The organism is uncultured Anaerococcus sp., from assembly GCF_963510915.1.
Classification (GTDB): Bacteria; Bacillota; Clostridia; order Tissierellales; family Peptoniphilaceae; genus Anaerococcus.
The window spans coordinates 1-15,761 of the sequence record NZ_CAUPHG010000037.1; the positions used below are offsets into that span (position 1 = coordinate 1).

Genomic DNA, 15,761 nt, shown 5'->3' on the forward strand with positions numbered 1-15,761 from the left:
CTTCTATATTTTGCATAAATGAGATTACATCATTTCTGTATATTTTCTTTCCATTAACTTCTGCTAGTAGTTTGTTATTTTCCATAATCACCTTTCATTTAGCTCAATTCTATTATTAAATATTTTTATATCCTGGTTCTTGTATAAACGACCAATAGCCCTCTTAAATGAAGATTTGCTCATGCCAAAAATGGAATAAATTTTATTAGGAGACGAATTATCTGATACATCAACAACTCCACCATTGTTGTAAAGATAGTCGAGTATCTTATCACTGTCATTGTCGATTTCTAGATAAGCTCTTTTTCTTAAAGTTAGTTCGATTTTGCCATCATTTTTTACTTCTTTAATCCTAGCTGTAATTTCTTCCCCTTCGATATATACGCCTTGGAGTTCTTTTATCCTAATTAAAGAATCATATTTATTATCAATTACAACAAAAGCACCTATTGACTTATTAATAGAGTAAATCCTACCTTTAACAAGGTCATTTTCATGAAAGTCGTGATTATTAGACAAGAATTCTCTTATCTTGCTAGTTAGATACAAGCACCCATCTTCTTCTTTAAAGGCTAGCGGATAGACAATGTCCTTAATAATCTTATATGTTCTTTCCTCAAATGGCAAGAAAGCATGTCCCCCTTTTATTTCAAAGTAAACACCTTTTTTTGTGATTTCTACAGCCCTTAGAGAGTAAATCTTACCAGGTTCATAAGGAAGATCCCTACTCGCCCTTAAAACATCGTTAAGATCTCGATAAAGAAATGCTTTTACTTTTTCATTTTGCTTATAATCTTTGACCTGTTCCTTATCAATAACAGCATCACCAAACTTAGTTTTTAAATATGCTTTATTTTTTGTAAATCTTTTTATTGTAAATTCTTTTATAACAATTCTCCTTGGTTGTATGTAAAGCCTTCACCTAAAACTTCTGAAATTGTATAAGTAAACACAAAGGCCTTATCATCTATCTTTAATATATCATCCTTTATAGCTGGAAATGTTCTAACACTTGTTATTGTCATTATAACTTTCTTATTGTTATGAGAAAATCCACCTTCTGCTTCCATTAAAGTAACTCCCTTAGCATGCTTATTCACCAACATATTGTTAATTTCTTTATATTTATCTGAAATAACCATGATTGATATCTTTCTTCCAAATCCTTGCATGAAATAATCAAAACCTATGGATTGAATCATAATGGCTAAGGTAGCATACATAGCTAGCTCTATACCAAATATAAAAGCAGATAAGGCTACAACAATAAAGTCAGCAAAAAACAAACAAACATGAAGTGGTACATTAAAATACTTATTAAATATTGCAGCAATTAAGTCAGTTCCTCCCGATGAAGCTTCATGATTAAATACTATAGCTAACCCAAGTGAAACAATAATTGACCCAAATAATATGTTTATTATTACATCATGACCTAAAGATACATGAGGTATCATTTTTTCAAAAAATAGTATGTAAGTTGAAACTGCTAGGGAAGATATGAGAGATTTCTTCGCAAAATCAAACCCTATAAAAATCATCCCAGCAATTAGGACTACCACGTTTAATGAAAGGTTGACCATACCTAAGTTCAAAAAAGGTAAGGCTTTTGATACCACTAGGGCAAAACCAGATATTCCTCCTGCAGCTACATTTTGGCTTAGTAGAAAAAAATATAGTCCCCCTGCAATAAGAAAGGATCCAAATAAAATCCACAGGTATTTTTTCATACATCCTCCTTATATTATAATAAAATGTTATCATAAAATGGAGATTTATTCAATAAATATAAATTCAAAAAGGTGGTTGTTATAAATGTAAGTTTCATTAAAATACCGATTTTATTTCATATCTAATATTCTTTTCTTATTGATTTTACAGAAAAACTTACTATTATAACACCACCTATGATTAATCGACCCACTTAGGAGTTAATTTATTAAAATTATCATACATTTCTAATATTGAATTTATCTCTTCTTTTTTTAAGAAAGAGTCCGTCTTATTTCTTAGGTTTATAATGCTATCTAGAATAACTGTTGCTTGGTATAAACCTAATAATCTGAAAAATTTTCTAGCTGGTTTGTAACCACCATGGTAGGAATTCAATGCAGATTTTGCAAATTTAGGATAAGCAATTGCTATTCTATTTATTTCAACAAAATCAACTATCCCATCACCATATTCAAGTTTTTTTATACCTCTTAAATCTAAATATTTATCACTATATATCCTAATGTTTTTATCACTAATATCTTTATAAAGTAGGTTGATTGCAGTATTTTCTGTAAGGTGTCTAGTGGCATTTATAAAATCAATTAAAATATAGTCATCATCAGCTATTTCACTCAAACCGTGCCTATAAAATATTTGATCAATCCTAACCATAAAGGCTTTTTGCCAATCCACCTTATCTGTAGCTTTTATTCCATGAAGTTTTTTAAGAGCAAGTCCAAATTCTTTACCAATTCTTTCTTGTTCATCATCGCTAGCCTTTTCAAGAAAATCACCTAAAGCTATTTCATTTCTATATTCATATACCTTAAAAGATTTCTCTAAATCAGGCATTAAACCCTTTTCATAAATCTGAAGTGGATTCAAGCCTCCATGTTCCAAAACTTCATTCACAAAAGCTTCATTTTCTATTTCGTCAAATTTATCAAGTTCATATAAGGCAAAAACATAGGACTTGTCACCTTTTTCTACCTTATATTTGCTAGAACCAATTTTTTCAACATTAGAAACTTGATCCAGATTCTTAAAAATATTAGTATGTCCTAGGATATTTCTAATATCACTAGTCATTTTTTTATCCTTATTTATTATGTTCTTTTACTAAATCTTCTACTTCAGAAGTTAATTCCATGTCGATTGCTTTTTCCGCAAATATTTTTTCATCTGCTTGACTTGATTTCAATATTATATCTTTAATTTCTGCAATTTTTGCGGAAGAACCTGAAAATTCATCTAGGCCTAACCCTAATAATAGTTTTGTTGCTTCTGTATCAGCCGCAAAAGCTCCGCACATTCCTGTCCATTTACCTGCTTCATGAGATACCTCTATTACATGTTTAATAGCTCTTAGGACAGCAGGATTGTAGTTAGAATACATATGTGCTATATTTTCATTTCCTCTATCTACAGCTAGGGTATATTGAGTTAAGTCATTGGTTCCTATTGAGAAAAAGTCGGCGTATTTTATAAATTTATCTGCCATTAGTATTGATGCTGATGTTTCAACCATAATTCCAACATCAAGATCTTTGTTATAGTCTATACCCTCACTATCAAGTTCTTTTTTAATATCTTCTATTAATTCTATTGACTTTTTAAGTTCATCAATATTTACAACAAAAGGTATCATTATCTTTAAATTTCCAAAGGCAGAAGCTCTTACGAGTGCTCTTAATTGGGTCCTAAAGATATCTTCCTTGTCTAAACATAGGCGGATTGCCCTATAACCTAGGAATGGATTTTCTTCTACAGGGAATTTAAAATAATCAAGTCCCTTATCACCACCGATGTCAAGAGTTCTAATGATAAGAGGTTTTTCCCCTAACATCTCAGTGGCCTCTTTGTAGACTTCAAATTGCATTTCTTCACTTGGGAATTCTGAACTTTCCATATACAAGAATTCAGTCCTAAATAATCCTACACCATCACATCCATTTTCAATAGCTAATCTAAGATCTTCAAGATTACCAATATTTGCTGATACTTCTATTTTTTTACCATCTTTAGTAACAGCTTCCATATCTTTAAGATTTTTTAATCTTTCTTTCTTTTCTCTTTGTTCTTCAATGAGTTTTTCATATTTAGCTATTTCTTCTTCGCTTGGATTAACTATCAAAAATCCTTCAAAACCATCGATAATAGCTTTTTCCCCACCCTTTAACTTGGTTGACACATCTGCCATACCAACTAAGGCTGGCATATCAAGAGTTTGTGCAATAATAGAAGTATGGCTAGTTTTACCACCCAAATCAGTTGCAAATCCAACTACTGCTTCCTTGTCCATGTTTGCGGTATCTGATGGAGTTAATTCTTTTGAAATAATTATGCTACCCTTATCAAGTTTAGATAAATCTTTTGGCTTTATACCCTTTAACTTATACATAACTTGAAAACCAATATCTTGATAATCACTAGCACGTTCCTTTAAATACTCATCATCTAGAGCGCTCATTATTTCAACCATTTCTCTTATGGTTTCATCTAAGGCAAGTTCACTATTTTTATTTTCATTTTTAATTTTTCCTTCTATAGTATCAGAAAAATATGGGTCTTGGAGTAATTCTTTATGGGCATTTGCAATATTTTGTTGTGCTTCTGTTGGATTATCAAGATTACTTAGGTCTTCGAAATAAGAATCAATGGCATCTTTTACCTTTTGATATTCGCTTTCAGCTAAATCATCACTGATTTTATCTTGGTTTACCTCGATTTTTTCTCTGGTAAACAAATAAACCTTACCAATTGCGTAGCCAGTGCTCGCCTTAATTCCTTCATATTTTTTAGTCATATAAATAATTCTCCTTTATATATTTATAATTTTAAAAAAAGGATACTGTAAAAGTATCCTTTATAGACTTGATTTTATTCTGCTAAATTCTCAACAAATTCAACTAATTCGTCAGCGAATTTTTCTTCATCATCGCCTTCAACTACTAGTTTAATTTCTGTTCCTTTAGCTATTCCAAGGCTCATAACATTGAAGATGCTCTTTGCATTTGCTTCTTTTTCTTCTTTAATTATTGTAACCTCACCTGGATAATTTTTTACAAATTGTACTAATGATGCTGCTGGTCTAGCGTGTAAACCTGTCTCATTTGTAACAATTACTGTTCTTTCTGCCATAAAATCCTCCTAATTTGTTTTTCATTTATAATTATATTTTACTATATTTCGAAAATTTAACAATATTTCATCTTATAACTTTAGTTGATTCTCTTTTACTAATTTGTGCATCTATAATCCAGTCATCTTCCAAAATCTCTGCTTCGTGCTTAATTCTTTTTATTAAAGCTCTAATAGAAATAGCACCAATGTCATAATAAGGAATAGAAACTGTTGTTAATTTAGGTCTATAAATGCTTGCAATCTTATTATCACCAAAACCGACTACAGACAAATCATCTGGAACCTTGATACCGTGGTCTAAGCAGTAGTTCATAAATCCTATCGCAATCTCATCGTTTACACAAGCAACAGCAGTGATATTATCTTTTTTAATAATATCAATTGCCTGATCTGCACAAGAATATCCATCATCACTTAACATTCCGTCTATTCTTAGAATATAAGATTTATTTTCTCCTACAGCTTTTTCGTAACCCTTTATCATAGATTCATTGATAACATTTTGGTCTTTGCCAGCAATTAATAAAATATTTTCGTGACCTGCCTCAGTAAGGCTAGTAATTAATTTGAATTCTTCACTCTCATAATCTACTTTTACAGACTTAATATTTTTATAATTGTGATACTTATCTAGGATTACAAAAGGTATTCTTGTTTCTCTTAATTTGACAAGTATTTCTGTCGAAATATCTTCTGTTATAATAACAAGACCCTCAACTTGCTTTGTTGCTAGAAAGTCAATTGAATTTTCAACTTGCTTATCTTCACCATAAGAACTTGTTAGTAAGATATCATATTTATATACCCTACCAATCTCTTCTATACCTCTTATAAGCTGAGCCATATATTCAATGCCAATATCCTTAACTATTACACCTACTAAATTTGATTTTCTCATAACTAAGGATCTAGCTAGTTCATTAGGTTTAAAATCAAGCTTATTAATTGCATCTACAACTTTTCTTCTTGCTTCTGGACTTACAGGTTTTGAATTATTCATAACCCTTGAAACCGTAGATATAGATACGCCTGCAAGCTTAGCTACGTCTTTGATTGTTGGTTGTCCCATATTTCCTCCATTATAGAAAAGACCAAGTTAAATATGGCCTAAGATTAACCTGCAATTACGTTTTTTACGATATCTATGACATCCATGATTAATGACGAATAGTCAGTAATAGATGCTACTCCAGCTCCAAAAGTATCAACACTGTCAACCGCAGTTATTCCAACATAATTAACAGTATCTTTTATATCATCAGCTATAGAATTAATGCTTGTCATTGTATCATTTACTTTTGCTATTGCCATCTTTAAGTTTGGATCTGTAACTACGCTATTTACATTATCAACAAGAGCTGTTGCTTCGTTTGTTAAATGAGGTAGCTTATTAATCACATTGTCAATATTACTTGAGTTTTTATTAAGCACTTCTTGAATGCTTCCCAACAATTTATTTACTTTAACTAAAACTAGCACTAAAAATATCAAGGCTAGTATAGCTAAAACGCTCATAATTATATTTCCAAGAAGATAAAAATCTATGGTTATACTCATTTATATCTCCTTGATTAATTATTATTATGCTTTACTTTTGAATCGTTCTCTTTTACCTTTTCTTTTGTCTCAATAGCTTCTTCTTTTAAATCTTTGGCGCCTTCTTTTACAACTTCTTTTGTTTCTTTTGCTTCTTTTGAGATTTCATCTTTTTTCTCATCAGCAACTTTAGAAATTTCGCCAGCGCTATCTTTTACGATTTCTTTAACGTCTTTAGCACCATCCAAAATGGATTCTTTCACTTCTCTAGAAGCATCTTTAATTTGTCTGCCAGTATCTTTTGCAACTTCTGCACCATATTCAATGCCATCTTTAATTGGTTGAAGATCAGTGTATGCTCTATATTTTAAATCCTCATAGCTATCTCTAGCTTGGTCAATTGCATCATATGTTGTATCTCTTACAGTATCAACTGTATCATTAAAGGCCTCTTTTATATCTTCTCTTGTTTGTTTTCCAGACTTTGGAGCAAATAAAATCCCAGCTGCTGCACCAATTAGTGCTCCAACTAAAAGACCTTGTCCTCTCATTCTAGAGTCATGGTTCTTAGCCTTCCAAATTTCGTATTTAATCTCTCTTTGTTTAGCTTTTGCTTTACTTTCAATATAATCTGCTAGTGACATATATCATTCTCCTTTATTTTAGTCTCATTTATTATTACCCAATAATAATATTTTAAAACTTAATATTACCCTAAGGAGGTCCTTAACTTAATACCTTCCCGTTTGTGAAGGTGGGCAAGCTGTCTAAAATCTCAGACTTCCACTCTATGGAGGCTTGTCATCAAAGTTAAAACTCCGCAATCCCTTATAAAGTTTGTAGGTTTAAATTGGACCTATCCTTAGGATAATTTAATTATAATATATTTTCACTTTTTTTGCAAGACAAATCTTTTCACAAATTCATCAAAAAAGGCTTAAAATAAGGGAAATTCTCAAGGATAATAGTTTCCTGACTTGCAAATTCGAAAAATTCTAGATGATAAGAATGCAGAAGAAATCTATCCATCTTATATTCTGATCCATATAAGTCATCTCCTATTATAGGGTAGCCAAGATTTGCTAAACTAGCCCTAATTTGGTGGGTTTTTCCAGTTTTAATATCACATTCTATTATTGAATGTTTTTTATTACATTCCAAAGTTTTAAATTTAGTTATTGCTTCCTTGCCTTTTTTATTTTCCCTATAAGTCTTTGTATTTTCGTCATAAGTGAGTTTTATTTTAAAAAGTCGATTAATTTCTAATATTCCATTTACAAAAGCTAGGTATTTTTTAATTATTCTATTTTCTTCGAGTTGCTTTTGATAATAAGCATGGGTATATTTATTTTTCGCAATCATCATCAGACCAGATGTATTCATATCTAACCTGTTTACCAACCTAATTTTTGCTTTTATATTGGATTCGTGAAAATAGTAAGCTATAAAGTTTGATAAATTTATTTGATTTTTTGAGTTGACTGTTATGCCACTAGGTTTATTAATTACTAAAATATTATCATTTTCAAAAATTACATCTAAGTTACCTTTAATAGGTTCATAATCAAGGTTCTCTTCTTCTATTTTAATTTTTACTACATCTCCCGCTACTAAGTCAACATTTTTAAATAATAGCTTATCATTAAGGTAAATCCCATTTTTGAGTAATTCTTGATAGGCTCGCATAGATATATAATTTTCTTTAAGAAATTTTTTTAAAGAAATTTTTTTATTATTTTTTATTTTTATGTATTTCATACTTACTCCTATGATATAATATAAGCGAGAGGACATGATATGACAAATATAATTAACATTTTTAAAAACAAATCTAAATATACCAATACAATATTTCAAAAAGTAAAAAACATCTTACAATATAATGGCTTTCAAGTTAGTACATCTTATAATTATAACGCATTTTTAAACTTAGTAATAGGTGGTGACGGAACTTTTTTGAACGCTGTCCACCTTTCTAATTTTTCTTCAATTCCTTTCATCGGAATTAACACTGGTCATTTAGGCTTTTATCAAGAAATAGAAGTTGAAATGCTAGAAGAATTTGTCGATGCTCTTAAAAAACATCAATACCAGATTGAAGAACTCACTGTACTACAATCTAAAATTAATAATAGAAATATAAATGCAATTAATGAAGTCGTAGTAAAATCAAAAAAAAATCAAATTATTAGGCTTAAAGTATTTATAGATGGTAATTTTATAGAATATTACGCTGGAGATGGGTTAATTATCTCAACACCACACGGGTCAACTGCCTACAACCTTTCGGCAAACGGCGCCATCTTGCACCAATCGCTTAATGGCTTTCAGCTTACTCCTATAGCTCCTGTTTATTCAAACTTAAACAAGGCTCTTAAATGTCCAGTCGTACTTCCAAATGACGCAGACATCGAGATTGCAGTTTCAAAAAGAGATAACCATCACACTATTTTTATCTTTGATGGCAGGGAATTTTTCACCAAAGACTATAAAATTAAAATCGGTGTTTCTCCCAACAAAATAAATAAGCTTATTCTTGATAAAAACCACTACTGGACTAATATCAAAAATAAGCTCATGTAATTAATCAAAAGATACTGTATTAAAAATATCCCTAACTATATTTCTTGCTAAAGGCGCAGCTACTTCACCGCCTGTGCCTTGGCTATCTTCAACAACAATAGCAAAGGCTATCTTTGGGTCATCAGCAGGTGCAAATCCAACAAACCATGCATCTACATTTCCGTCCGCCTTATCAGCTGTACCTGTCTTACCAGCTAGCTGAATCCAATCTAAGTAAGCCGCTTGTCCTGTTCCGTTATTGATTACTTCTACCATTAAATCTCTAATAGCATTCGCTGTTTTTTCGCTAGTTGCTTTAGAAAGAACTTCATCTTCCGCTTCATAAACAACCCTTTCTTCCTTGTTTGTAATCTTATCTACAAGCCTTGGTTTCATCATTTTTCCATTATTTGCAATAGCAGAAGTCACCATTGCCATGTGAAGAGGGGTCACTTGTGTTTTACCATAGCCAAAACCTGTCATAGCAAGATCCGCTTCATTCAAATCATCAAAAGGAATAGTCGAATTATTTTTATCCAAATCAAACTTATAATCTTGATTAAATCCAAAATTTTTACTTGTTTTTGCCATTTTTTCTTTACCTAGTTTAACAGTTTTATTAGCAAAATAAGTGTTAGCAGAATTTATAAAGGCTGACCTTAAATCTAGATTTCCAAATACCTGATCTTCAAAGTTTTTTATTTCATAACCTTGAATAATTTCGCTTCCTTTATCGTTATAAGAAGTATCAATGTTATTATCTAAGATTGATGTTGCTGTTAATATTTTAAAAGTCGACCCAGGTCTATACAAACCTAAGCACGCCCTATTTATGAGCCTACCGTCATCAGTTTGTATCAAACTATTCCAATCAGCATCAAGACTATTAGGATTAAAACTTGGTGTTGATACCATTGCTAAAACTTGACCTGTTGATGGATTCATAACTACGCAAGCCCCTTTGTAGTAGCTAAGATAATCGTATACAATATTCTGTATATTCTGGTCGAGGCTTAAATGAAGGTCATTTCCAGTATCATTTTTAACTACCATTTTTCTAAACTGGCTAAAATTTTCACCACTTATAGCAAGTAATTCTTTGTTAAAAGATTTTTCTATACCTGTCTTTCCATAAGTTGTCGAAGAATATCCAGTTACAGGCGCTGAAGCAACAGGATAATTATATATCCTAACTTGCTTACCTGAATCGTCTTTTTGACTATAAGCTAAGATATTTCCATTCCTATCATATATGCTTCCTCTTTTTACTAAATCTTCATTAAGCCAAAGCCTCCTATTGTGGGAATCATCTGCTAAGGTCTTGGCCCTGAACAGCTGAAAGTACGCCAGGTATAGGGTTAGAAACATAAATAAGAATACAAAAAATACCATTACAAAGACCAACCTCTTGTTTAGGGTTGATTTTGTTAAAACTTTTAATTGACTATTTTCCTTGTATCTTTGTTTTTCTTCTATTTCTTTAATTTTATCTAAAAAACTTTTTTTATTAATTCTTTTTTTATTAGATTTTTTATCTGGCATCCCTACCCTCCTCTTTTATTTCTTCTCCACAGTATTGGAGACAGCCAAGCAAGATAAAACCTGCAAGCATAGAAGAACCACCTTGACTAATAAAAGGTAAGGTAACTCCTGTTAAGGGTATAAGTTTTAGCACTCCACCAAGGATGATGAAGGTTTGAAGAGCAAATAAGATACCTATGCAAAAGGCTAAGACAGAATAAAATTTATTTTGTTGGGTGAGTGAAATTTTTATAGCCCTATATACCAATATCATAAATAATAATACAACTCCTATGCTCATGAAAATACCCATTTCTTCGCAAATAGCCGAAAAAATAAAATCAGATTCTGCAACAGGGATATAATCCGGTCTTCCAAGACCGATTCCTGTTCCAAACAGGCCACCACTTGCAGTTGCAAATAAGGCTTGGGTTATTTGGTATCCTGTCGCATCTATATCAGACCATGGATCAAGCCAAGTTGCTACCCTTATTCTAACGTGACCAAATAAAAAATAAGCTACAACTGAACCTATAATCATAAAAAACATATTTATAAATATTAGTTTTCTATCTTTTTCATAGACAAATTGACTTAATATTAATACTCCAAAGAATATTAGCGCAGTTCCCAAGTCTTTTTGTAAAAATAAGAAACCAATGAAAACATAAATCATAAAATTCATAAAATATCTACCAAAAGGTTTTTGACTAATTTGGTTGAAATTTGTATAAAAACACGCTATAAAAAAAGCTAGCGGTATCTTGATGAATTCAGATGGCTGAATACTAATTTTGTTACCAATAATAATCCAGTTCTTTGCACCATATAAGTTGGTACCAAAAATCAAGGTGATTATAAACAATACAATTGATATGCCAGCATAAAATAATATTAGTTTATCCCATTTCTTATAGAACTTTAATATAAAATAAGTCATGAAGAATAGGATTACACCAATTAAGTAAAACTGCAACTGTTTCCTACCAAGCTTTGGGTCTAGCCTATAAATAAGAGCCACACCTATCGAAAATAGCATATTTACTATAAGCAGCAAAATGTTATCTGATTTAGTGAACCTATCTACCAAAAAGGATGTAAGTAAAGTTATAACCAAGATTGCTATATAGGTGTAAAAATCCATATTTGTTAGGTTTTTAATATTAAAAATCATAGCAAGAGATAAAGACAAAAATTCAAAGAAAAACAATATAGCATTAGCCTTTGCACTTGTTTTTCTCAATGATTTTTCTAATAGATCAGTTGTCTTATTCATCTCTATCACCTTGAACAAATAAAAACTTGAGAGAACCTATCCTAATAATATCACCAGATTTTAATTCTATAGCATCTGTGATTTTTTCATCATTTAGATAAGTACCATTGGCTGATTTTAAATCTTCTAGGAAATACATATCCTCATCTTGTAAAATTCGTGCGTGAAATTTTGATAAATACTTATCATTTATACTTATAGTATTTCTGGCATCACGTCCAATAGTATTATCCTCACCTATAAAGTAATATTCTTGAACCATGAAAGAAAATCCATCGTTCATATTTATTAACTTTAAGTAAGTATCTGAATCCTGTTCTTTCTTTAGTGTAGTCCTAACATCATAGTATATTATCCTAATTATAGAATAAATAAAATAAAAAACTACAAAAACGAATATATATTTTAATATTGTTGATAATAATTGATATAAAGTTAAGCTTCCAAAAACATTTATTGAAAATAACTTATCAATGAAATTAAAAAAATTCTCCATATTATAAGTACTCCTTGGCTATATATTATGATAATTTTAAGTTAAATTCAAGTTTTAAATAAAAAAACCTCAGAGCTTTAGCCTGAGGTTTACCAATACATCTTATTTTATAGAGTCAATTAAATCTTCCATGTGTTTGACTATAGCGTCTTTCTTTTCTGTCGCCTTAACCATGGAATCAGCTATGGCATTTACATATATTTTAATCTTTGGTTCTGTACCTGATGGCCTCAAAGTTACCCAAGATTCATCAGCAAAATAATATTTTAATACATTTGATTTTGGAAGACCTGTTTCATCGTTTTGATAATCAATAACCTTAACAACCTTATCACCGTTAAATTCTTTGATAGGGTTTGTCCTTACTTCAGTCATAATCCTGCCAATTCTTTCTTGACCATCTACACCTTCAAGTACTATTGATACAACTTCATTAGAATAGTATCCATGTTCCTTATAAATATCTTCTATTACATCAATTAAAGTCCTACCCTGAGCCTTGTAGTAGGCAGCCATTTCAGTTATCATCATGGCTGAATTAACTGCATCTTTATCTCTTACAAAATCCTTATAGTTATAGCCGATTGATTCTTCAAAACCAAATACGAATTTACCTGACTTATTTCTTTCAAGTTCATTTGCTTTATCATAGATATTCTTAAATCCAGTTAAAACATCAAATTTTTGAACGCCATATTTTGCTGCTATTGGCGCAATAAGATCTGTACTTACTATTGATTTAACCACTGCAGGATTTTCTGGTAGCTCTCCCTTATTATTTAATCCTTCTAGTATATATTGAGTTAGAAGTGTACCTATTAAATTACCAGTTAAAAATTGATATTCCCCATTTTTATCCCTTACTTCTACTGCACACCTATCAGCGTCAGGGTCTGTTGCAAGAAGAAGGTCTGCTCCAACTTTCTTACCAAGTTCTTCAGAATATTTGAAAGCCTTTGGATCTTCAGGGTTTGGATAACCAACTGTGGTAAAATCTGGATCAGGATTTTCTTGCTCTTTTACTACATGAATATTTGTAAATCCTCTTTCATCAAGAATTCTTCTAACAAGTTTGTTACCAGTACCATTTAATGGTGAATATACTACGGAAATATCCTTATCAATTCCTTCATCATTGATTGTACAATCAAGAATTAGAGAAATATATTTATCAATTACTTTTTCTGGAACATATTCAATTATTCCATCTCTAAGACCTTCCTCAAAGTCAATTCTAGGAATTGCAAAAAAGTCTTGGTGATTCCCAATATAGGATAAAATCTTATTTGCAGTCTCATCCATAATTTGGCTACCCTCTTCATTGTATGCTTTGTAGCCATTGTATTCTCTAGGATTGTGAGAAGCTGTTACCATTACACCTGCAACACAACCAAGCTCACGAATTGTAAATGAGCATACTGGGGTTGGTTCAATGTCCTTATGAATATAAACCTTGATACCATTTGCAGCAAAAACTTCAGCAGCTATTTTCGAAAATTCTAAAGATTTATGCCTAACATCATAGGCTATAGCAACTCCACGTTTTTTAGCTTCTTCGCCCCCTTCTGCTATTGTATCAGCAAAACCCTGAGTTGCTTGAGCAACCATATACTTGTTCATTCTATTAGTACCTGCACCAAGTTTACCTCTTAGTCCAGCTGTACCAAATTTTAATGATTGGTAAAACCTATCTTTAATTTCATCATCATTATTTTTGATAGCTTCTAATTCTTTTCTGGTTTCTTCATCAAACCTATCATCATCGTACCAATTTTCAAAATTTTTCTTATAGTCCATAAGTATCTCCTATTTTATACACATTTACCGATAAAGATTCTAAACTTATACCATGAGTAACATCTATACTTATATTATTCTTACCCTCTTTATCAAAAATCTTATCAATTTCACAATCATTTTTATGACAAAAATATTTTATCAAAAAATCCTTAGATACGAACATCTCACAGCAATTAGCATTTATAAGAACTAAATATTCTTTATCCAGAGTAAAACCTAATATACTATCGTCAAGTCCATCTATAAATCTAAGTCGCCTTTCGATTTCTTTCTTACTTGTATATTTGAAAGCGTCAATAGACTTTCTTAAAGAAATTAATTCCTTAGTATAGTTAAAAAGTTCAAAATTATTTTTTTTATCTTCCCAATTTATAGCATTTATAGAAAGAGGTGACCTGTATGAATTAGCATCATTTTTCTTGCTATGATTAAATTCATTACCCTCATAAATAAATGGTTTTCCAAAAGAAAGCATCACCAATCCAAGAGCCAATTTCACATAGGAATTGATATCACTACTATCATCAAGAGATATGGCAAGCTTATCATAGATAATTAAATTATCATGGCAATTAAAATAATTGATTGTTTCACTTGCATCATCAGTGAAACCATCTCCATCGCCATAATCTATTGAGCCTCTTATTCCTGTTTTAATTGCATGTTTGTTATGGAAAATACCTTGAATATATCCTTTACCATAAGAGTTTACATCACCTTTTATTGCATCCCTAAAGTCATCATTAAAAACGCCAAATCCATTAGACTTCTGTCTACCTTTCCAAATTTGTTGCTCATAACAAAGCGGTGACGATAGGGCCATCCAAGGCTCTCCATAAACAATTATGTTTGGGTTTATTTTTTTAAGTTCTTTTATAGCTATTCTAATCGTTTCTAAATCAATGAGAGCCATTAAGTCAAACCTAAAACCATCTATTTTATATTCCTTTGCCCAATAAAGCAAAGAATCTATTATAAGTTTTCTTACAAATGGCTTTTCACTTGCTAGTTCATTACCACAACCAGACCCATTAGAAAAACTGTCATCTGAATTTGTTCTGTGATAGTATTTTGGAGCTAGTGTATTTAAGTTTGAATCGACAGTTTTAAATGTATGATTAAATACTACATCCATCACAACCGCTATTCCCCTATCATGAAAAGCCTTAACCATCTTTTTGGTTTCTCTAATTCTTGATTTTGGATCTAAGGGGTTGGTCGAATAGGAGCCTTCCGGCGCGAAATATAATTCAGGATCATATCCCCAATTATAATTATCGTCATCAAAAAATCTCTCCCCACCTTCATCTACACTTATAAAGTCATAAATTGGTAAAAGCTGAACATGGGTCACACCTAAATCTTTAATATTATCAATTCCGGTCCTAACTCCTTTATAAGTTGTTCCTTTTTCTGAAAGTCCCAAAAACTTACCAGGGTTCAAAACTCCACTGGTTTTATCTGCTGTATAGTTCTTCACACTAAGCTCATAGATAATAGCCTCATTTTCATTAATTTTGGGAATCTTACTTTCTTTAAAACCATCAGGATTTGTATCTTCAAGGTTAATTACAACAGAATACATAGAATTAATCGAAGCCGATTTAGTATAAGGATCTGTGACCTCATAAATGTCATCAACGATATAATTATAAAAATATTCATCATAATCTCCTTGAAGAGTTAAGGTGAATATGCCCATATCATCCT

Annotated in this window: 15 protein-coding genes; 1 reads left to right on the forward strand and 14 read right to left on the reverse strand. The window is 31.0% G+C overall.

Annotation, left to right across the window (positions count from 1 at the left end; translation table 11 throughout):
- Positions 1-87: 87 nt before the first annotated feature.
- The 9 genes from RQ893_RS04625 to RQ893_RS04665 form a co-directional block, all read right to left on the reverse strand.
- Entirely contained in the window at positions 88-627 is a 540-nt protein-coding gene (locus RQ893_RS04625) for a S1 RNA-binding domain-containing protein (protein ID WP_311481883.1), read from the reverse strand.
- A 257-nt stretch (positions 628-884) separates the two neighbouring features.
- Complete coding sequence (locus RQ893_RS04630) at positions 885-1,730, reverse strand: YitT family protein (RefSeq protein WP_311481884.1); 846 nt, start codon at positions 1,728-1,730, stop codon at positions 885-887.
- 181 nt (positions 1,731-1,911) lie between these two features.
- Positions 1,912-2,805: a phosphotransferase gene (locus tag RQ893_RS04635; RefSeq protein ID WP_311481885.1), complete on the reverse strand. Its 894-nt coding sequence runs from the start codon at positions 2,803-2,805 to the stop codon at positions 1,912-1,914.
- Between the two features lie 10 nt (positions 2,806-2,815).
- Positions 2,816-4,522 carry a phosphoenolpyruvate--protein phosphotransferase gene (gene ptsP / locus RQ893_RS04640; protein WP_311481886.1) on the reverse strand — a complete coding sequence of 569 codons (1,707 nt, stop codon included), beginning with the start codon at positions 4,520-4,522 and terminating at the stop codon, positions 2,816-2,818.
- A 74-nt stretch (positions 4,523-4,596) separates the two neighbouring features.
- A complete protein-coding gene (locus RQ893_RS04645; RefSeq protein WP_311481887.1) occupies positions 4,597-4,857 on the reverse strand; it encodes an HPr family phosphocarrier protein in 261 nt (86 codons plus the stop codon).
- Between the two features lie 67 nt (positions 4,858-4,924).
- The gene (locus RQ893_RS04650; protein ID WP_311481888.1) at positions 4,925-5,929 is read right to left on the reverse strand and encodes a LacI family DNA-binding transcriptional regulator; all 1,005 of its coding nucleotides are present in this window, start codon (positions 5,927-5,929) and stop codon (positions 4,925-4,927) included.
- A 44-nt stretch (positions 5,930-5,973) separates the two neighbouring features.
- Complete coding sequence (locus RQ893_RS04655) at positions 5,974-6,417, reverse strand: hypothetical protein (RefSeq protein ID WP_311481889.1); 444 nt, start codon at positions 6,415-6,417, stop codon at positions 5,974-5,976.
- Between the two features lie 14 nt (positions 6,418-6,431).
- Positions 6,432-7,040 (reverse strand): YtxH domain-containing protein, encoded by a 609-nt coding sequence (locus tag RQ893_RS04660; RefSeq protein ID WP_311481890.1) that lies wholly within the window; start codon positions 7,038-7,040, stop codon positions 6,432-6,434.
- Positions 7,041-7,311: 271 nt separating this feature from the next.
- Positions 7,312-8,154 (reverse strand): RluA family pseudouridine synthase, encoded by an 843-nt coding sequence (locus tag RQ893_RS04665; protein ID WP_311481891.1) that lies wholly within the window; start codon positions 8,152-8,154, stop codon positions 7,312-7,314.
- Positions 8,155-8,193: 39 nt separating this feature from the next.
- Here RQ893_RS04665 and RQ893_RS04670 point away from each other — a divergent pair, with 39 nt between their 5' ends.
- Positions 8,194-8,979, forward strand: a complete 786-nt coding sequence (locus RQ893_RS04670; RefSeq protein WP_311481892.1) for an NAD(+)/NADH kinase — start codon at positions 8,194-8,196, stop codon at positions 8,977-8,979.
- On the opposite strand, the gene RQ893_RS04675 is transcribed toward RQ893_RS04670, so the two are convergent.
- The 5 genes from RQ893_RS04675 to pulA all read right to left on the reverse strand — a co-directional run.
- Positions 8,980-10,500: a penicillin-binding protein 2 gene (locus tag RQ893_RS04675; RefSeq protein ID WP_311481893.1), complete on the reverse strand. Its 1,521-nt coding sequence runs from the start codon at positions 10,498-10,500 to the stop codon at positions 8,980-8,982.
- Positions 10,490-11,755: an FtsW/RodA/SpoVE family cell cycle protein gene (locus RQ893_RS04680; protein WP_311481894.1), complete on the reverse strand. Its 1,266-nt coding sequence runs from the start codon at positions 11,753-11,755 to the stop codon at positions 10,490-10,492. Before RQ893_RS04680 ends, RQ893_RS04675 begins: the two co-directional genes overlap by 11 nt.
- A complete protein-coding gene (locus RQ893_RS04685) occupies positions 11,748-12,251 on the reverse strand; it encodes an FHA domain-containing protein (protein ID WP_311481895.1) in 504 nt (167 codons plus the stop codon). Before RQ893_RS04685 ends, RQ893_RS04680 begins: the two co-directional genes overlap by 8 nt.
- Before the next feature lie 102 nt (positions 12,252-12,353).
- Positions 12,354-14,048, reverse strand: coding sequence for a phospho-sugar mutase (locus RQ893_RS04690; protein ID WP_311481896.1), 1,695 nt, complete (start codon positions 14,046-14,048; stop codon positions 12,354-12,356).
- The coding region (gene pulA / locus RQ893_RS04695) for a type I pullulanase (RefSeq protein ID WP_311481897.1) at positions 14,038-15,761 on the reverse strand (1,724 nt) is incomplete at its 5' end. The genes pulA and RQ893_RS04690, both read right to left, overlap by 11 nt.